This window comes from Streptomyces sp. NBC_01551, from assembly GCF_026339935.1.
GTDB lineage: Bacteria > Actinomycetota > Actinomycetes > Streptomycetales > Streptomycetaceae > Streptomyces.
In genome coordinates, this window is the sequence record NZ_JAPEPX010000001.1 from 6,137,222 (window position 1) to 6,156,163 (window position 18,942).

An 18,942-nucleotide genomic window follows, 5' to 3' on the forward strand; every position below is an offset into this window, starting at 1 on the left:
ACCTCGACCAGCCCGACGGCATCGCCCGCGTGGAGCGCCTGGTGCACCAGGCCGCCTTCCAGCCCGAGAACGGCGGGTACCGGTGGCGGATCAACCGGCCCACACCCATGCTGCCCGGCGGGTCCGGTCCCGCGGCCTTCGCCGCCCCGGAACCGAGACTGCCGAAGCCGGAACGGGAATGGCTGGCCCGCCTCAACACCGGCCAGGAGCGCTACGACACCCGCCACCGCGAGGTCGCCGAACTGGCCGAACAGCTCTACCGCGTGTGGTGGGCCGGCACGTGGCTCGACCACGAGATCAAGGGGAAGTGGCCGACGCCGCCGGAAGACGAGCGTCCCGGCGGTCCGAAGGAGCAGTACGACAAGGCGATGCGGCTGCTGGGGACGCTACGGGACGCCCTCAAGCCCACACCGCGGACCACACCGGCGGCCCGCCTGCGCGCCGCGCGGAACCAGCTCGACGACAAGGACGCCAAGGCCGTCCCGACGGGGCAAGACCCCGAAGGAGCTGGCACGCGCGGTGAAGGCCGAGGTCGACGCCTTCACCGCCCGGCACGGCCGCGCCCCGGTCGGGCAGCTCGTGCGCGAGGCGGCGGACCGGTTCCACCGGGCGGCCGAGCCCGTCGCGATGCTGACCGGCGCCGGCAGCATCGCACCGAAGAACCCGGACGCCCCGCTGCCGTGCCGGCTGCCCGGGGAACTCGCCACCGCCATCCGCACCGGCCCCTCCGGCGACCCGCACACACCGCCCGCGCAACGCCCCGCCCCGCCCGGCATCGACAAGCTCCCCGCGGAACTCGGCCTGCCCGCCCTGCTGGACGAGTTCTACCTGCTGGTGGCGGCCGAAGCGGCCGGCACGCTCAGCACGGTCCGGGCCGATGACGCCACCGCCCGCGAGGCCGAGGCCAAGGCCCGCCGGACCGGCACGGAAGCCGACCGCAAGAGCGCGCGGGAGGCACGCACCGCAGCCTCGAAGCAACTGACCGGCCTGCTGGGGGAGTACGGAGCCGAGGCCTGGCGGCAGGCATGGCAGCCGCTGTTCCTGATGTGGGAGGCGGAGTACTTCCCGATCCCGTACCAGGGCGTCAAGGACCCCAGCTGGCGGTTCGACGGGAACCGGTTCGTCTGGGACGACAAGTCCAAGGCCCCCGCGAAGACCACCTCCTTCCACCTCAAGGGCCGGCTGCTGCTCTCCCGGCACTGCGCCCTCAACCTGCGCGACCGCGCCGAACAGCACCTGCGCACGCACCGGGGCGCACCGGCCGAAGACCTCAGGAAGATCATCGAGGCCAGCTCCGCCTGGGACCTCACCTCCCAGAGCCTGGACGGGTTCAACGAGCAGCTGATCTGCCTGGACTCCCGGGCCCAGGTCGTGCCACCCGACGAGATCCGCGAGCAGGTCGGGCAGAACTGGACCCACACCCCGGGCCGCCTCGACCGCAACGATCCCGACCCCCATCCGCAGTTCCAGCAGATCCGGGCCGGACAGTTCAACTTCACCCGGCTCAGCGTGGTCGACCGCTTCGGCCACGCGCTCGACCTCGTCACCAAGGAGACCCGCTACCACCGCAACCTCGTCCGTTCACCGGGCCTGACCGCCACCCGCGCGGCCGGCACCCAGCTCGACCAGCTGATCCAGGTCACCCCGCGCCTCCCGCAGGCCGCCCGGCTCCGCTTCGACGCGGTCGACCCGCGCGACGACCAGAAGGTCCCCGACCCGGAACTGCTCGAACTGCCGCCCGTGGTGGCCTGGCTGCTGCCGAACCGGCTCGACCGCTCCCTGATGTGCCACGCACCCGACGGATCCGCCCTCGGTGAACTGCGCACGGTCTACACGGACAAGGCGCGGGTCGGCTGGCTCCCCCTGCCGGGATCGCGGCACAACGACCTGGATTCCCTGAAGGGGCCCCACCCCCAGGTGCACGCCATGGCGACCCAGCTCGTCAAGGCCGGACCCGCCGCGCTCACGGCGATGCTCGCCGCCGTCGACAACGCGCTGTGGACGGTCGAACCCCCGGGCGCCGAGGCCGACTCCCACCTGACCCGCGCCGTCGGCCGCCCGCTGGCCCTGATCAGGACCCGGCTCCGGCTCGACCTCGACCGGCCGCCCGTCGGCGCGCCCCGGCTCGCCGAACTGCACCAGCAGCCCAAGCGCCATGCCTTCCTCGACCACGACTGGCCGGTCCGGCTCGGCTGGGGCGACTCGTTCGGCGACGGCCTGATCGGCTACTTCGCCGAGGGCTACGAAGGCTTCCGGGCCGTCCGCCCGGCCGGCTCCACCCCCGGCTACGTCACGGGGATCGGCACGGGCACGGACCTCACCGTCACCGCCCACCTGCCCCGGGCCGACACGCTGGGCAAGGAGCCCGTCGGCCGCGTCGTCACCCTGCTCGCCGACCCGCGCACACCCGTCCACGCTTTCACCGAACTGCTGCCCATCACCCGGCTGCGACTCGATCCGGCCCTGACCGCCGGCCCCCTCGCCCGCATCTCCCCCTGCCTGCGCACCGGACCGGTCCTGGCGCCCACCCGCCCGGTCCGGCCGGGCAAGAACACCGACGCCCCGCTCGTCGAGACCCTCGTCGTGCACGCGCCGACGCTGCGCGAGGGGGAGTGGCTCTGGTGGGAGGGGGCGGCCGAGAAGGCATTGCGGAAGCTGCCCATCACCCCCGCCGACCACCTGGCACGCCCCGGCCCCACCGCACCGAAGCTGCGCAGCGGCTTCCTGCACGCGGCTGCCGCTCCGCCTCCCTCGGTCGCCGACTGAGCCACTGCGATGCCCTCTCCCGCACGCACACCGCTCCTCCCGACCCTCCCCGGAAAGGGGACCTCGTGAATCCGCACACGATGGCCGACGAAGAGATCGTCCACCCCGCCTCGCCCGACGGTGACCGTCCCGCCCCGCAAGACGAGCCGTACAGCCACGTCACCGGCAAGCTGTGGCTCAGCCACGACCTCACGACCTCGCCCGCACCCCTGCGCGTCTCCGCCGACGGCGCGCTCGACCTGGTGATCGCCTACCCGTACCAGCAGCTCCCCTGCGCGTACATCAAGGTCACCCTCGCGACCGGGGCCAAGCCCGGGGACCTGACCGCCGATCCCGGGACCGTCAAGGCCTCGGTCATCAGCGCCGACAAGCGCTGGGTGCGCTCCAACCCGGCGGCCGGCGTGTACCTGTTCAAGCCCAACGCGGGCACATGGCTGCCCATCGGCGAGCAGGGCCTGCAGATCCAGTTCAACGACATCAAGGTCAACCCGCTCGTCGGCACCACCGAGATCACCATCGAGGAGAGCGTCGGCAAGCCGGTCACCGGCGGCCGGGAGATCCAGTTCGTCCAGCACACGGCGACGTACTTGCTCGGCAAGTTCCCGGCCGACTACAAGCTCTCCAACTTCACCCCCCAGCGTCCCGTCGTCCACAGCGGTGAAGCGGTCACGCTCACCTGGGTCGCCGGGGAGGGACCGACGTACGAGCTGGCCTACGGGCTGGCCGACACCACCGACGTCACCAAGGCGCGCGCCTTCACCACACCACCGCTGTTCGCCACCACGGTCTTCCGGCTCACCGCCCGGCACAGCCAGAACGGGGCCAGCGCGGTCCACCACCTGGACACCGCGGTCCAGGTCATGGGCGGCGACGTCGGTTCACGCGACCTGGACGTGTCGGGATCGGTCTCGATGATGCGCCGTCCCCAGCAGGTCCAGGTCCCCACCGAGACCGGAACGCACGTCTTCGTCGCGCAGACCGACGGCTTCCTGCGCGGTGACCTCTCGGCGCACAAGGACGCGGCCCTGCGGACCATGGAGATCGACTTCGTCGACCAGCGCAAGGCCACGAAGTCCACCGAGCGGTACACGATGGAGAAGTCGGCGTCCGGGGTCCGGGCGAACGAACGGATGGTGCCCATCCCGGCCAACACCCTGGTCCGGATCGTCAACAAGCAGCCTTCGCCGGACCGGTCCCAGGTCGAAGGCGAAGCCCCCAGCAGTCCGTTGGACTGGGTCGCCCTGGGCAGCGGCACCCTGCAACGGGTCCAGCCGCGGCCGTTCGTCCAGGCGATCCCCGACCCGTCGGACCCCGACGTCACCTGGTTCCTCTACGACGACGACGTCAAGCGGCGTGCCTGGCCGTACTCGCGCACCCACCGGACGTTCGACCGCAGCCGTGTGTCGGTCACCGCCGTGGAGGGGACCCCGGGCACGGGAACCTGGGGCAACGCGCAGCTCCGACCGGACCACTTCGGGAAGGGGCCCGGCGTCTTCAGGGACCCGGCCAGGGCGAACACCGTCTGGATCCCCGGGTACGCATTCGTCCGCTACGACGTGAAGGAGAGGAAGGAGATCGAACGTGTGGAGTCTGCGAACTGGGGCAAGAACACCGATTCTCTCGTGCAGGCGTGGGTGACCCTGGACGATCCCGACCGCCCGGGATACGTCTGGGCGGTGCGCAAGGAAGGGGTCGAGGTCTACGACGTGAAGTCCCGCGAACGAAAGGGATGGGGTTCGTTCGAGGAATACTTCCCCGGGATCGCACCGGAGTTCGCGGAGGGCATCCAGGCCGTCCTCCCCCTCTCCGCGCTCGATCGTGCGTACGGCCACCATGTGGTCGTCTTCATGACCGGCGCGTCGTGCATCCGCTACGACCTCCGGCTCAAGAGGCCCCTCTCCACGGTCCGGTCCCTCTACCGGGAGATCCCCGCTCTCATCGACCTGGCCTGACCCGGGCCACGCCGTCTCCCGGCGGCAGCCGAGGCTGCCGCCGGGTCCACCCGTCCTCGCCTCCCGCCGGGACCCTTCCGCCGGGACCCTTCCGCCCTCAGCCCGAGACGGCCCCGGCCCAGCCGTGGTTGACGGTCTCTCTCGCCTTCTCCGTCTGGGCCTCCGTCGGAAACGTCGGGGTGCCCTCGACCGTCGGCAGTTTCTCCGCGGCGGCCTTGTCCAGGGTGCCGTCCTTCTTCATCGCGTCCATGAGGACGGGGCGCGCGTAGGCGCCGAGCCGGATGTTCTGGCCCTCCGGGCTGAAGACGTACTCCTGCCACAGACGTGCCGCCGCGGGGTGCGGGGCGTCTTTGTTCACCGCGTGCGCGTAGTACTCGGCGAAGCTGCCGTCGAACGGGATGGCGGTACGCCAGTCGACGTCCACGCCCTTCCGGCGGAATTCGTCGGCGTATCCGAGGTTCAGGAAGTCCCAGTCGATGCTGATCGGGGTCTGGCCCTTCGCGATCGTGGCCGGTGTGGATTCGACCGGGACGAAATTGCCGTTCTTGCTGAGCTCGGCGAAGAAGTCGATGCCGGGCTGGATGTCGTCGAAGGAACCGCCGTTCGCCAAGGCCGCCGCATACACGCCGGCGAAGGCGGAGCCGGACTTGGTCGGGTCTCCGTTGAGCGAGACCTGGCCCTTGTACTCGGGCTTGCGCAGGTCGGCGAAGGTCGAGGGGCAGGTCTTGACGCGTTTGGCGTCACAGCCGATCGAGATGTAGCCGCCGTAGTTGTTGTACCAGCGGGCCTGCGGGTCCTTCTGTTCCTCGGGGATCTGGTCGTACGCGGCGACCTTGTACGGGGCGAGCAGGCCCTGCCGGGCCGCGGACTGGGCGAACGAGCCCCCCACGTCGATCACGTCGGGGGCGCGGCCCCCGCCCCTGTGCTCCTTCAGGGCGTTGACCTCGTCCTGGCTGGTGCCCTCCGGGTTCTCCGTCGTGACCTTGATCCCGTACTTCCTCTCGAAGCCGTCGATCAGTGCGCCGTAGTTGGCCCAGTCCCTCGGGAGCGCGATCGTGTTGAGCGTGCCCTCCTTCTGGGCCGCCGCGGTCAGTGCCGCCATGCCGCCGGTGTCCGCCGCGGAGGTGGCCACCGCGGGTGCTGTCGGCGCGGCGGGGGGCTCGTCCGCGCAGCCACCCAGGGGCGCCGCCGCGAGGGCCAGGCATGCGGCGACGGAGACTGTCCGGAGACGAGGTGCGGGCACGAAGGCTCCATAACGGGCGGTCGCGTACTGATCGAGGCCAGCGTACGTTCGGCGGCCTCGGCGGCGCAGTCCCGGACGGTGGTGTCCGCCTTCTTCCCTGCGGCTGCCGTAGCGGCGCGGTCTCAGCCCCCCTCGTCGTCCCATCCGGCCAGAAGAGCCTCTCCCAGATCCGTCCCGGGCGGGGCGGCCCCGCCGTGGAGGGCCTGCTCACTCCAGATGATCTTGCCGCGGGCGGTGTAGCGGGTGCCCCAGCGCTCGGCGAACTGCGCGACGAGGAACAGGCCGCGGCCGCCCTCGTCCGTGGCCTCGGCCCGGCGCAGGTGCGGGGAGGTGCTGGATCCGTCGGAGACCTCGCAGACCAGGCTGCGGTCGTACAGCAGCCTCACCCGGATGGGCTCGCTGCCGTAGCGGATGGCGTTGGTGATCAGCTCGCTGAGGATGAGTTCCGTGGTGAAGGCGATGTCCTCCAGACCCCAGTCCACCAGTCGGCGGGCGCAGGCGTTGCGCACCGGGGACACCGCCGCGGGGTCGGGGGACACGTCCCACTCGGCGATCCGCGCGGGGTCCAGCCGGCGGGTGCGGGCCACCAGCAGCGCGACGTCGTCGCTGGGCCTGGCGGGCAGCATCGCGTCGATCACCGCGGTGCAGGTTTCCTCCGGGGTGCGGGCGGGCCCGGCCAGGGCGGCGCGCAGCGCTGCCAGGCCCGCGTCCGGATCGCGGTCGCGGCTCTCGATCAGCCCGTCGGTGAAGAGTGCCAGCCGGGAGCCTTCGGGCAGGGGGAGCGTCATGGTGTCCATGGGCAGCCCCGCGCCCAGGCCCAGCGGCGGGGAGACGGGCACCTCGGGGAAGGACACGGATCCGTCGGGGCGGACCAGGGCGGGGCCCGGATGCCCGGCGGTGGCGGCGGTCACCTGCCCCGAGACGGGATCGTAGATGGCGCACAGGCAGGTGGCTCCGGTGATCCCCTGCCACTCCTGCTCGTCGGCGTCGATGTGGGCGACCAGCTCGTCCAGGTGGCTCAGGAGCTCGTCCGGGGGCAGGTCGAGGGTGGAGAAGTTGTACACGGCGGTGCGCAGGCGGCCCATGGTGGCGGCGGCGTGGAGACCGTGGCCGACGACGTCGCCGACCACCAGGGCCACCCGGGCGCCGGGCAGCGGGATCACGTCGAACCAGTCACCCCCCACCCCGGCCTGGGCGGCCAGATAGCGGTGCGCGACCTCGACGGCGGACTGCTCCGGTACGCCCCGGGGCAGCAGGCTGCGCTGCAGGGTGACGGCCATGGTGTGCTCGCGGGTGTAGCGGCGGGCATTGTCGACGGACAGCGCCGCCCGGGCGGTCAGCTCCTCGGCGAAGGACACGTCCTCCTCGTCGAACGGCGCGGAGTGCTGCCCCCGCCAGTAGCCGGCCATCCCCAGGACCACGCCCCGGGCCCGCAGGGGCACGACGATCAGGGAGTGGATGCCGCGCTCCAGGATCTGCCGGGCGTTGGCCTGGTTCTGGGAGCGCCAGCGGTGGGTGGCGGTCAGGTCCGCCTCCAGGACCGCGTGGCCGCCGGCCAGCCCGGCGGCCATGGGACCGGTGGGAGCGATCCGGATCGGCTCGCCGACGGGGGAGAGCGGGTGGTCGCCCTGAAGGCCGACGACGGCCGTGCGGCGCATCCCGGTGCTCGCCTCGGGCGGCTCCTCGCCGCGCAGCACCGGGTCCAGCAGGTCGACCGTGACCACGTCGGCGAACCGCGGGACCGCCACCTCCGCCAGCTCCTCCGCGGTGCGCTCCACGTTCAGCGTCGTTCCGACCTGCACCCCCGCGTCATAGAGCAGCTTCAGCCGCTCGCGGGCCACCTCGGCCCTGCCGGTGAGTGCCCGCAGCTCGGTGGTGTCCCGCAGCGTGACCACGGTCCCGGCCTGCCCGTAGGGGGTGGTGGGCCGGATGTTCACCGCCAGCAGCCGATCGGCTGCCATGTGCACCTCGTCGGTCGCGGAACGCCCCGATGCGATCGGACCGGCGATCCCCTCCTCCAGACCCAGGTCTTTGACGGGGAGCCCTTCCGCGTCCACCGGCAGGTCCAGCAGCCGCCGTGCCTCGTCATTGGCCAGCAGCAGCCGTCCGTCGCCGCCGACGATCAGAACGCCCTCTCGCACCGCGTGCAGCACCGCGTCGTGGTGCTCGTACATCCTCGTCATCTCGGCCGGCCCCAGGCCATGGGTCCGGCGCAGCAGCCGACGGCTCACCAGAGCCGTCCCGCCCGCGGACAGGGCGAGCACCCCTGCTGCGGTGCCGAGGACGACCGGCAGCTGCCGGTTCACCATGCTCTGGACGTTCTGGACGGTGACGGGGGAGGAGACGACGGCGATGACGGTGCCGTGGGAGTCCTTGACGGGTACCACGGAGACCACGGACCGCCCCAGGGACCCCTCGAACGTCTCGGTGAAGGACTTGCCGGCCGCCGCGCCGGCGAAGGGGCCGACGACGCGTTTCCCGAGCTGTGCCGGGTCGCTGTGGGCGACGGTGACCCCGTCGAGCGTGTACACGTTGATGCCGTCGACCCCGGCGATGTCACTGGCCGCCTGGGCGCTCGGCTGCAGCACGGCGCTCGGATGGGGGCCGCGCAGGGCCGCGACGATTCCCGGAGACTCCGCGAACGTTCCGGCGGCGGCGAGCGTACGGTGCCGGGCGTCCAGCATGGCGTCGCTCCTGGCCTGCACCACGAGGGCCACCACCGCGGCCGCCACGAGGAGCACCACGACGGCCAGCTGGAGGAGGAACACCTCACCGGCCACGCTGCGCGCGCTCAGCAGGGCGGACAGACGATGCGGCCGCCGCACCCTTGCCGTGGGGGGCTGGGCGCGCTCCTGATGCTCCTGACGGTCTCCTGAGCGGGGAGGCCGAGGGGGAGGGGAAGAGCTCGTGGTAGAGCGGAGCAGCCAACGCCGGAAAGGTCCTCCCAGGAGGTTGCTCATAGTCCATTCTCTAACCTCCGTGGGCCGTCGGCAGCGGGAGCGACGGTCGCCGGGCAGCAGCGATCCGCAGGCCCGTCCGCAGCCGCGGGGCGAGCAGCCCGACGGGAATCGCTCAGGGTGACCACCGGTTGCTCGGCGTGGCGGTTCGCGGGCTGCTGCTCGCCGGTGAGACCGGCGTTGCGGCAGTGGCCCGGGTTGGCCGGCGTGGATGATGTGCGCGGTGCGCGTTACACCCAGTGGGTTTCCCGAGGCAGCGGGGCGAGGGATGCAATCAGCGATGACCGAAGGAGGGCGGAAGCCGAACACGTTCCCGGTGGACCGGTCAGAGGGGTTCGGTGAGCGGTTGCTGGGTGTGCTGCTGGACCGGGCGCATGAGATGCCGCCGCAGTTGATCGCCCCGCTCGTCGCGGAGGAGGTGGCCAGGGTCGGCGGACGGGACCTCTCGATCCTCTTGCAGGACTACGAACAGATGCTGCCGCTGCCGGGCCGACGGCTGACAGTCGGTGACCCCGAACCGATCGAGGATTCCCCGGCCGGCGAGTCGTTCCTGAGCCGCGGAACGGTAGAGGTGACGCCCGTTCCGCAGGTCGAGGTGGCCGGAATCCCGGAACCCGCGTACAAGGCGGCCGGAGACAGTTTCGACTACGCCCTCAACGGCGACATCCTGCACGTGGCCGTGATCGACGCGATGGGCCACGGCCCGGACGCGGCGACCATGGCGACGGTGGCCATCGGATGATGCGGCTGAACATCGCCACGGGCCGGCTGCAACGACCACACTGCCGGTCGGCGTCGGCGGTGAGCAGCCGGTGGTCAGCGAGCGGACGCTGCGCCCCGGAGACCGGTTGCCGTGTTTCACCGACGGCTTGATCGAGGAACATCAAGCCGGCGGGGAGCAACTCTCTCCCACGCCCTGAAACAGGGGTGGGGCGGCGTCACCAGCGACGACGCGACCATCTTCCTCATCAAGTGGCGCGGGGCGACGCCGACCACCCTCGACTGAGCCGACAGCACAACACCTCCGGCCGGTGCGCACCCACGGCCCCTCCGCCTGGACGGACCGGTCAGAGTCCGTGTCGGTCAAGCGTGGCCATCAGCTTCCGCTTGCGCCTCTGGTCGGCGCGCAGGGCGGCCAGGTAGACGGCGAACTCGTCCTCGGTACCCAGTGTGCGGTGGCAGGCACGGGCGCTGAGCAGTAGTTCCGCGATGCGTTCGTACGTGCTGTCACCGGTCTGCTTGAGCAGGGGCTCGATCCAGCGCAGGTAGACGGTCAGCGCGTCGGTCGCCGGTCGCGGATCCCGTCGGCCGGGGCCAGCCACTGCCGCCGGTCTGCGTATCCGTCGCGGCGGCCTGCCAGGCGGCGTCGAGGTCGGCGTCGTCCATGAGCGCGTCGACCAGCGCTGAGCCGCAGTACCGATGGCGGCTGTCGGGCAGGGCGGCGGCCTTCAGCACCTCCAGGGCGCCCGCGCGCTCGGAGCCCTCCCAGGCGTCGGCCGCTCGGGCCGCCGTACGCAGATGCCGGTAGGCGGCCGAAGAGGGGCGTGCCGACAGCAGGTTCCGGCGGATCGCGACCACGTCGGCCACGCGGCCGCCCCGCGTGTACCGTTCGCAGACGAAGGTGACCAGCTCGTCGTCCGGACCCCGGTCGGACTCGGCCTCCCTCAGGCCCCGTTCGGCCCATTCCAGGGCCTCGCCCGCGCGTCCAACCGCCTCCAGCTCCTTGGCGATCACCAGGTGGGTGTGGCCGTTCGGGGCGAGGTCCGCCGCGTGGACCGCGACCAGTGCGTCCACACTTGCGCCGTCCGCCTTCAGGAGGCGCTCCATGAGGAGCCTCTCCGCCCACCCCTTGGGGTTGGCCCGCCAAGCGGCCACCACCAGTGCGCGAGCCCGGGCCATACCTAGCCGAGCCCCCGGTCGAAGGAGCGTGCACCCGCCAGCCGGCACAGGTCGTTCTCGGCGAAACCCAGAGCATGCGTCACGCCGTTCATCCAACCGGAACGGAACCGGCACGAGTCCTGGAAGACCTGGGGACGGCTGACCGGACATGCGAATCGTTGTAGTCTCCGGAGACCGCCCTTGACCTGCGTGAAGCAGGCAGGGAGCTGACATATCGGGAGTATTCGCATGCTTCGTACCATGTTCAAGTCCAAGATCCACCGGGCCACCGTCACGCAGGCCGATCTGCACTACGTCGGGTCCGTGACGATCGATGCCGATCTGCTCGACGCGGCCGATCTGCTGCCCGGGGAGTTGGTGCACATCGTGGACATCACCAACGGGGCGCGGCTGGAGACCTACGTCATCGAGGGCGAGCGGGGATCCGGGGTGATCGGGATCAACGGGGCCGCCGCGCACCTCGTGCATCCCGGGGACCTGGTGATCCTCATCAGCTACGCACAGGTCGAGGACGCGGAGGCACGGGTGTTGAAGCCCCGTGTCGTGCACGTCGACGGCGACAATCGCATCATCGAGCTGGGTGCGGATCCCTCCGCGCCGGTTCCGGGTACGGATCAGGAGCGCAGCCCCCACGCGGTGGCTGTCTGACGGAGTCTGAGGGGATCGGGGACCATGCCGGAAGCCAAGGCGATCGAGTTCAAGGACGAGCGGAAGGCCGGTCGGCTGCTCGCGGTCGAGGGCGGGGCGGTGGTCGGGTTCATCGCCTACTTCGTCCTCGCCGAGGCGCCGGGGGCGCTGGTGGCGGTGCACACCGTCGTCGAGCCGGGGCACGAGGGGCGCGGCATCGGCGGGGATCTGGTGAAGACCTTCTACGAGATCGCCGCCGCCGAGGGGGTGCCGGTGGTTCCGCTGTGTCCCTACGCCGCCGGCTGGGCCGCACGGCATCCCGAGCAGGCGCCCGAGGCCCCGGCCGAGGTGGTCGAGGCGGCGAAGCTCCAGCTGGAATCCGACCCGTCGCTGTGGTGACGGACCTGCTCCTGCTGCACACGTCGCCCGTGCACGTTCCGGTCTTCGAGGCGCTGCGCGACCGGGACCACCCCGGGGCCGTCCTACGGCACGTGGTGGTTCCGGAACTGCTCGACCGTGCCCGCGCGCAGGGCCCGGACGCGGTGGTTCCGGCGCTGCGCGGGCTGCTGGGCGACTCCGGCGGCGCGCCCGTGCTGGTCACGTGCTCGACGATCGGGGCCGTCGCGGAGTTCCTGGCTCCGGAGCTGGGCGTCCGGGTGCTCCGGGTGGACCGGCCGATGGCGGCCGCGGCGGTGCGTGCGGCGGTGCGTACGGGTGCGCGGATCGCCGTACTGGCGACCGTGGAGTCCACCTTCGCCCCGACCGAGGAGCTGCTGGCCGAGGAGGCCGCCGGGCGGACCGTGTCCGTCCGTACGCACCTGGTCGCCGGGGCCTGGGAGCGCTTCGAGGCCGGGGACACCGCCGGCTACCTCGGCCTCGTGGCCGAGGCCGCCGACGCCGTCACCGACGCGGACGTCATCGTGCTGGCCCAGGCCTCCATGGCCGACGCCGCGGCCCTGGTCACGACTCGGATCCCGGTGCTGGCCAGCCCTGGTCCCGGGCTGGCCGCAGCCCTGCACGGAGCCCCCGCCTGACCTGCGAATAATCGTTCCTTCGGGTGTAGATCAGCTGGCTATTGTCACTCCGTACTGATCGACATCTGGAGTGCGCATGCAGAGAAGAATTTCGGGCGCCGTCGCGCTGGCCCTGGCCGGTGGCCTGGCTGCGACCGGCGTGGTGGCGGGGGCCGGGGCGGCGTCGGCCGCGGGCGCCGGGGCCGTCGCGAGCGTCGCGGGGGCGGGGGAGACCCCCGTCGGCGCGCAGGCCTGGACCCGGGTGTCCAAGAAGTTCCCGAACCGCTCCTACTGGAACGCGGCCGAAGACCTCCGGGTCGGCAACGAGGGCCCCGCCCAGGGCGTGTCGCGCGCGTACCTCCGTCTGGACACCTCCGCCCTCAAGGGCGCGACGGTGTCCAAGGCGACCCTCCGGATCGGCAACACGGCGGCGGCGTCCTGCACGGCCAAGCCCGTCGAGCTGTGGAGCGTCGGGGCCGTCTCGGCCAAGACGACCTGGAAGAACCAGCCCGCCAAGGGCGTCAAGCTGGCCACGGTGAACGGAGCCAAGGGCCCCGAGGGCTGCGCGGCGGGTGACCTGGAATTCGAGGCTTCCGCGCTGATCAAGGAGGCGGCGGCGAAGAACCTCGCCACCGTCACCGTCGGTCTCTTCGCCTCCGACGAGTCCGACTCCTCGGCCTGGAAGCGCTTCGCCCCGGCGAGCGCCCGGCTGGAGACCACCGTGGCCCGTCCCGCGCCCCCGGTGATCAGCTCGCCCGAGTTCCCCGAGGCCGTGAACGGCGTGCCCGCCCAGACCGGCAAGGCCCGCACCCCGGGTACGTTCACGTTCGGCACGGGCGGCGCCACCAACATCGAGAAGATCGTCTACTGGTCGGAATCCGACCCCCGGCAGGTCACCGTCGCGCCCGGCGCCGGCGCCTCGATCACCCCGACCACCTCCGGCCCCCACACCATCTACGCCTACAGCGTCGACAAGGCCGGAAACCGCTCGGACCAGGCCACGTACCTCTTCTACGCCCTCGGCAACGGCGGGGTCCGCGACGCCGCCGGCGACCTGAACGGCGACGGCCTGCGGGACCTGTGGAGTCTGGACGCGGACGGCCGGCTGCGCTTCTCGGCGGGCCGCGGTGACGGCACCTTCGCCGCGCCCGTGGACGGCGGCGCGACCTTCGCCCCCGGCACCCGGATCGCCGCCGGCGGGGACTGGGGCGAGGACGGCTACAACGACCTCCTGGTCCTGGAGTACGACGAGAACCTGAAGGCCAAGCAGCTCCGGCTCTTCCCGAACGACGGCCTCGGCGTCGTCCGCCCGGTCGACAGCATCGAGCTGAGCGTCTTCTGCCCGGTCAAGGACCCCGACGCCGGGTGCGTCCGCGACGACGAGACGTGGACCGGCGACAACCACTGGTCCGACGCCGAGGACATCGCCGACGCGGGCGACTTCAACGGCGACGGCGACCCGGACCTGCTGGTCCGCCAGGGCGCGAAGCTCTGGGCCTACCCCGGCAGCCGCAGCGGCTACCTCGACATGGGCGGCAGCCCGGTCCTGGTCGGCGACGGCGGCTGGGACGCCGCGGCGGCCCTCGTCCCCGGCGACACCGACGGTGACGGCGTGGCGGACCTGTGGGTGCGCGACGACGCCACCGGCGACCTGTTCGCCGTGAAGGGGGTCAAGGGAGCGAACGGGCAGCTCGACCCCAAGAGCTGGGGGACCGGGAGCCGGGTCAAGATCGGCTCGGGCGTCGCCCGGTCGGCCTACCCGACCCTCCTCTCGGCGGGTGACCTCAACCGCGACGGCCTGGCGGACCTGGCCGCCGTGGGCGCCGACGGCAAGCTCGTCGTCTTCCGGGGCACCGCCGCCGGCATCGACGCGACCCCGGTCTCCGCGGGCTGATCCGGGGCGTGCGTACCCGGCGGGATCCGGGGAAGGTGGGGCGTATGGTGCGAAACGTAGAGCAGACGCAGCCGCCCGTACCCGGCCCGGATCCCGTCCCGGTGCCGGGCCCGGGTCCCGGGCCGAGCCCCTTCCCGGATCCCGAGCCCATGCCGCGGCCGGTGCCGCCCGAACCGGCGCCGGTGCCCGAGCCCGATCCGGTACCCCCGCCGCCCGGACCCGCGCCGCTTCCCCAGCCGGGCCCGCTGAGCTGAGCGTCGCGCGGGGGCGTTGAGGTGAGCGACACCGGGCCCGTTGAGTGAGCGACAGCGGGCCCGTTGAGGTGAGCGGCGCCCGGCCCCTTGAGTCGCCCGGCGCGCGGGCCCGGCCGCACGGGGCCCGGTGTGCGCCCCGTGTGCCGGGTGTGCGACGCCGGCCCGGCGCGGGTGTCCGTACGGCCGCCGAGCCCTGAGGGAACATCAACTTCCCCATGCGTGCGCCCTGTTGTGCCCCTTGTCATGAACTGATCGCAGCGTTAGGTTGTGCGGTTCCTGATGTCTTCAATGGGGGCTCCCATGGGTGTACGGGGCCGGCACCGCCGGTATCAGCCGAGCAGCATCAACCGGGCCTCATTGGCCGTCACCGCCGGTGGCGCCGGGATAGCGCTTCCTCTGATAGGCGCCGGCGTCGCCCACGGCGCCTCGGTGGACACCTGGAACAAGGTCGCGGCCTGCGAATCGACCAACAACTGGCACGTCAACTCCGGCAACGGCTACTACGGCGGGCTCCAGTTCAGCCAGAGCACCTGGCGCGCCTTCGGCGGCACCGCGTACGCCGCGCGGGCCGACTTGGCCACGAAGGACCAGCAGATCGCGGTCGCGGAGAAGGTCCTCAAGGGACAGGGCCCGCAGGCCTGGCCCGCCTGCGGCAAGCAGGCCGGACTCAGCCGCGGCGGCCCGGCGCCCACCGCGATCCCGCAGCAGAAGCAGCAGGCACAGCCGCAGAACCAGAGCCAGAGCCAGCAGGCGCAGCAGACACAGCCGCGGGTGCAGCAGGCCAAGGCACAGGCGCCGCCGAGCACGCCCCGCCCCACCAGCACCTCGGTGCTCCCGAACCCGTACGTCGTCGCACCCGGCGACTCGCTCTCCGCCATCGCCACGCAGCAACACGTCGAAGGCGGCTGGCAGGCGCTCTACGAGACCAACCGGGCCACCATCGGCGGCAACCCGAACATGATCTTCCCGGGCCAGCGGCTGACCCTGCGCGTCACCACGGCGCCGCCGACGCAGAACCCCGAGAAGCCGCCGCGCACCGCCGAGCCGGTCAAACCCGTGGCACCGGCGGCGCCCAAGCCGGAGCAGAGCAAGCCCGCCACCCCGAAGCCCACGCCCAAGCCCGAACAGAGCAAGCCCGCGCCGGCCAAGCCGGCCCCGGCCAAGCCCGCACCCGCCAAACCCGCCCCGCAGCCCGCCTCAGCGAAGCAGCAGCCGGCGGCCGGTGCCTTCTCCGCCCCCGTCGACGCCGGACTCGGCACGGCCTACCGCGTCGCGGGCTCCTCCTGGTCCAGCGGTTACCACACCGGCGTCGACTTCCCGGTGCCGACCGGCACCACCGTCAAGTCCGTGGGACCCGGCCAGGTCATCTCCGCCGGCTGGGCCGGGGCCTACGGCTACCAGGTCGTCATCAAGCACTCCGACGGCCGCTACTCCCAGTACGCGCACCTCTCCGCGCTCGGCGTCAAGGCCGGCCAGAAGGTCTCCGGAGGTCAGCGGATCGGCCGCTCCGGCTCCACCGGCAACACCACCGGACCGCACCTGCACTTCGAGATGCGTACCGGCCCCGGCTACGGGAGCGACATCGATCCGCTCACCTATCTCCGGGGGCACGGCGTCCGGATCTGACCCGCGCACGTGCGGCGGCACGGCCATCAGCAGGATCAGGCCGGCCGCCGCCACCGCGGCGCTCGCCAGCGCAGCCAGCGTGCCCACCGCCCCGTACCGGAAGCTCTCCTCGAAGAACGTCAGGCCCACCGCCGCCGCGACGACCGGGTTCACCACCGTCACCGTCGCCAGCGGCGCCGTCAGCCCCGCGCCCCGGTAGGCCGCCTGCGACAGCAGCAGCCCGCCGACCGCCAGGACCGCGATCGCCGCCAGCTCCGGCGACAGCGAACCCAGCGCACCCCACGAGTCCAGCCGGAAGTCCTCGGCCACCGACTTCGTGAACACCGAGGCCATGCCGAACGAGGTGCCCGCCGCCGCGGCCAGCAGCACGCTGCGCAGCACCGGCCGGCGCATCCGGTGCGCCGCCAGGAACAGCACGGCCACACCCGCCCCCGTCATGATCAGCAGCAGGCTCTGCTCGCCGCCCGCCAGCCCCTGCTCCGTCTCCCCGTCCCCGCCCGTCAGGGCCAGCAGTCCTGCCAGGCCCGCCGTGGCGAGCAGCGCCCCGCGCCAGGCCGCCGCGCCCGCCCGGCGCCGTACGAACACGGCCGCCAGCGGCAGCGCGAAGACGATGGTCAGCGCGCCCAGCGGCTGGACCAGGCTCAGCGGCCCGTACGCCAGCGCCACCACGTGCAGCAGCGCGCCGAGACCGTTCAGCCCCACCGCCGCCCACCACCCGGCCCGGTGCAGCGGGGCGTACGGGCGGTCCGGGGAGGTGGCGGCGACATGCTCCTGGACGATCGCCCCGCCGGCGTAGGCGAGCGCGGACACCAGGCACAGGACGACCGACAGGGCCAAGGCACTCATGGATCCCACAATGCCCCACTCACCTGCGCTATTCCTCCGTCCACAGGAGGTCACGAGTCATACTCCGGGCGTAGTACGGGAGGAGTGCCGAAGCACCCGCGAAGCGCTGCGCCAAGGCGCTCACGGCCCCGCGGGCCGCCCCCCAGAGTGACTCCGTACGCGCGGTACGTGAGGAGGCGGATCCGGGTTTGGTCCCGGGCGCGTCGGATCCGTACAATCGCCCTTTTGGGGACTTCCGCAGCAGGCGGACGCGGACGAGTGATCAAGGAACGGGCAGCGGCCATGACGGTGACCGAAGACAACCACGTGACCGGGGACGACCAGGTCACCGGGGACGAGCACGCCTTCGGGCCGGGCATCGACCCCGAGCGGCTGGCCCTCGTCCTCAGCGTGATCGACGAGCTCGACAAGCTCGACGTCGACCACCCGGACGCCATCACCGTACGCCGCGCCACCGCCGGTCTCTACCGCACGGTCAAGCAGCGCCGCCGCCAGGAGCGCCGCGCCGCCAAGACCGCCAACGACAAGGCCGTCACCGAGGCGACCGCGACCGGCTCCGCCGAGCGCATCGACGACGAGACCCAGGGCAACGCCCTGACGACCGCCACCAAGGGCCCGATCGCCGGGATACTCCAGCGCCCCCGCTCCTGCTACATCTGCAAGACCCGCTACGTCGAGGTCGACGCCTTCTACCACCAGCTCTGCCAGGACTGCGCCGCCTTCAACCACGCGCGCCGCGACGCCCGCACCGACCTGACCGGCCGCCGCGCGCTGCTCACCGGCGGCCGCGCCAAGATCGGCATGTACATCGCGCTGCGGCTGCTGCGCGACGGCGCGCACACCACCATCACCACCCGCTTCCCGAACGACGCGATCCGCCGCTTCAAGGCGATGCCGGACAGCTCCGAGTGGCTGCACCGCCTGAAGATCGTCGGCATCGACCTGCGCGACCCGGCCCAGGTCGTCGCGCTCGCCGACTCGGTCGCCGCCGAGGGCCCGCTCGACATCCTGATCAACAACGCCGCGCAGACCGTCCGCCGCTCCCCGGGCGCCTACAGCGAGCTCGTCGCCGCCGAGAGCGCCCCGCTCCCGGCCGGCGAGCTGCCGAGCGCCGAGGTCATCGGCACCTTCGGCAGCGGCACCGTCGACCGCGTGGCCGCGTTGCCCAGCGGCCACGGCGAGAAGCTCAGCGCCCAGGACGTCACCGAGCTCGCCCTGGTCTCCGGCTCCGCCTCCCTGGAGCGCATCGCCGCCGGTACGGCCATCGACGCCGGCGGCCTGGTCCCGGACCTGCACGACACCAACAGCTGGATCCAGACGGTGTCCGAGGTGGACCCGATCGAGCTGCTCGAAGTGCAGCTCTGCAACTCCACCGCGCCCTTCATCCTGATCAGCAAGCTGCGCCCGGCGATGGCCGCGGCCGAGGCCGGCCGCCGCTACGTCGTCAACGTCTCCGCGATGGAGGGCGTGTTCAGCCGCGGCTACAAGGGCGCCGGGCACCCGCACACCAACATGGCGAAGGCCGCGCTGAACATGCTGACGCGCACCAGCGCCCAGGAGATGTTCCAGAAGGACCAGATCCTGATGACCGCCGTGGACACGGGCTGGATCACCGACGAGCGTCCGCACCCGGACAAGATCCGCCTCGCCGAGGAGGGCTTCCACGCCCCGCTCGACCTGGTGGACGGCGCCGCCCGGGTCTACGACCCGATCGTCCGCGGCGAGGCCGGCGAGGACCTGTACGGCGTCTTCCTCAAGGATTACGCGCCCGCCAACTGGTAGGCGGGCCCGCCACCGCGGCCGTGACGACAGCGCGCCCCGTTCCCTCTTCGCAGGGGCCGGGGCGCGTCGCCGTTCACGGCCGT

Annotated in this window: 11 protein-coding genes and 2 pseudogenes; 9 read left to right on the forward strand and 4 right to left on the reverse strand. The window is 72.2% G+C overall.

Annotated elements, in window-relative coordinates:
• Nucleotides 1–519: 519 nt before the first annotated feature.
• Nucleotides 520–2,766, forward strand: coding sequence for a hypothetical protein (locus OG982_RS27630; protein WP_266949557.1), 2,247 nt, complete (start codon nt 520–522; stop codon nt 2,764–2,766).
• 65 nt (nt 2,767–2,831) lie between these two features.
• Nucleotides 2,832–4,718 (forward strand): hypothetical protein, encoded by a 1,887-nt coding sequence (locus tag OG982_RS27635; protein WP_266782292.1) that lies wholly within the window; start codon nt 2,832–2,834, stop codon nt 4,716–4,718.
• A gap of 97 nt (nt 4,719–4,815) precedes the next feature.
• Here OG982_RS27635 and OG982_RS27640 read toward each other — a convergent pair whose 3' ends face one another.
• Both OG982_RS27640 and OG982_RS27645 read right to left on the reverse strand, forming a co-directional pair.
• Nucleotides 4,816–5,898, reverse strand: coding sequence for an ABC transporter substrate-binding protein (locus OG982_RS27640; protein WP_266791674.1), 1,083 nt, complete (start codon nt 5,896–5,898; stop codon nt 4,816–4,818).
• 185 nt (nt 5,899–6,083) lie between these two features.
• Nucleotides 6,084–8,786: a SpoIIE family protein phosphatase/ATP-binding protein gene (locus tag OG982_RS27645; RefSeq protein WP_266782290.1), complete on the reverse strand. Its 2,703-nt coding sequence runs from the start codon at nt 8,784–8,786 to the stop codon at nt 6,084–6,086.
• A gap of 412 nt (nt 8,787–9,198) precedes the next feature.
• Here OG982_RS27645 and OG982_RS27650 point away from each other — a divergent pair.
• Nucleotides 9,199–9,924: pseudogene (locus OG982_RS27650) on the forward strand (SpoIIE family protein phosphatase).
• A 221-nt stretch (nt 9,925–10,145) separates the two neighbouring features.
• Here OG982_RS27650 and OG982_RS27655 read toward each other — a convergent pair.
• Nucleotides 10,146–10,745 carry a hypothetical protein gene (locus OG982_RS27655; RefSeq protein ID WP_266949558.1) on the reverse strand — a complete coding sequence of 200 codons (600 nt, stop codon included), beginning with the start codon at nt 10,743–10,745 and terminating at the stop codon, nt 10,146–10,148.
• 300 nt (nt 10,746–11,045) lie between these two features.
• On the opposite strand from OG982_RS27655, the gene panD reads away from it, so the two are divergent.
• From panD to OG982_RS27680, 5 genes are all read left to right on the forward strand, one after another.
• Complete coding sequence (gene panD, locus OG982_RS27660) at nt 11,046–11,465, forward strand: aspartate 1-decarboxylase (protein ID WP_266949559.1); 420 nt, start codon at nt 11,046–11,048, stop codon at nt 11,463–11,465.
• 24 nt (nt 11,466–11,489) lie between these two features.
• Nucleotides 11,490–11,843, forward strand: a complete 354-nt coding sequence (locus OG982_RS27665; protein WP_266949561.1) for a GNAT family N-acetyltransferase — start codon at nt 11,490–11,492, stop codon at nt 11,841–11,843.
• Nucleotides 11,837–12,478, forward strand: a complete 642-nt coding sequence (locus OG982_RS27670) for an aspartate/glutamate racemase family protein (RefSeq protein WP_266949563.1) — start codon at nt 11,837–11,839, stop codon at nt 12,476–12,478. Before OG982_RS27665 ends, OG982_RS27670 begins: the two co-directional genes overlap by 7 nt.
• A 76-nt stretch (nt 12,479–12,554) precedes the next feature.
• Nucleotides 12,555–14,351 carry an FG-GAP-like repeat-containing protein gene (locus tag OG982_RS27675; protein ID WP_266949565.1) on the forward strand — a complete coding sequence of 599 codons (1,797 nt, stop codon included), beginning with the start codon at nt 12,555–12,557 and terminating at the stop codon, nt 14,349–14,351.
• A gap of 554 nt (nt 14,352–14,905) precedes the next feature.
• The gene (locus tag OG982_RS27680) at nt 14,906–16,231 is read left to right on the forward strand and encodes a transglycosylase family protein (RefSeq protein ID WP_266949566.1); all 1,326 of its coding nucleotides are present in this window, start codon (nt 14,906–14,908) and stop codon (nt 16,229–16,231) included.
• 27 nt (nt 16,232–16,258) lie between these two features.
• On the opposite strand, the pseudogene OG982_RS27685 reads toward OG982_RS27680, so the two are convergent.
• A pseudogene (locus tag OG982_RS27685) lies at nt 16,259–17,077 on the reverse strand (DMT family transporter); the annotation flags it as partial.
• A 282-nt stretch (nt 17,078–17,359) separates the two neighbouring features.
• Here OG982_RS27685 and OG982_RS27690 point away from each other — a divergent pair.
• On the forward strand, nt 17,360–18,859 hold the full coding sequence (locus OG982_RS27690; RefSeq protein WP_266782258.1) for an SDR family oxidoreductase: 1,500 nt from the start codon (nt 17,360–17,362) through the stop codon (nt 18,857–18,859).
• The last annotated feature ends 83 nt before the right edge of the window (nt 18,860–18,942 follow it).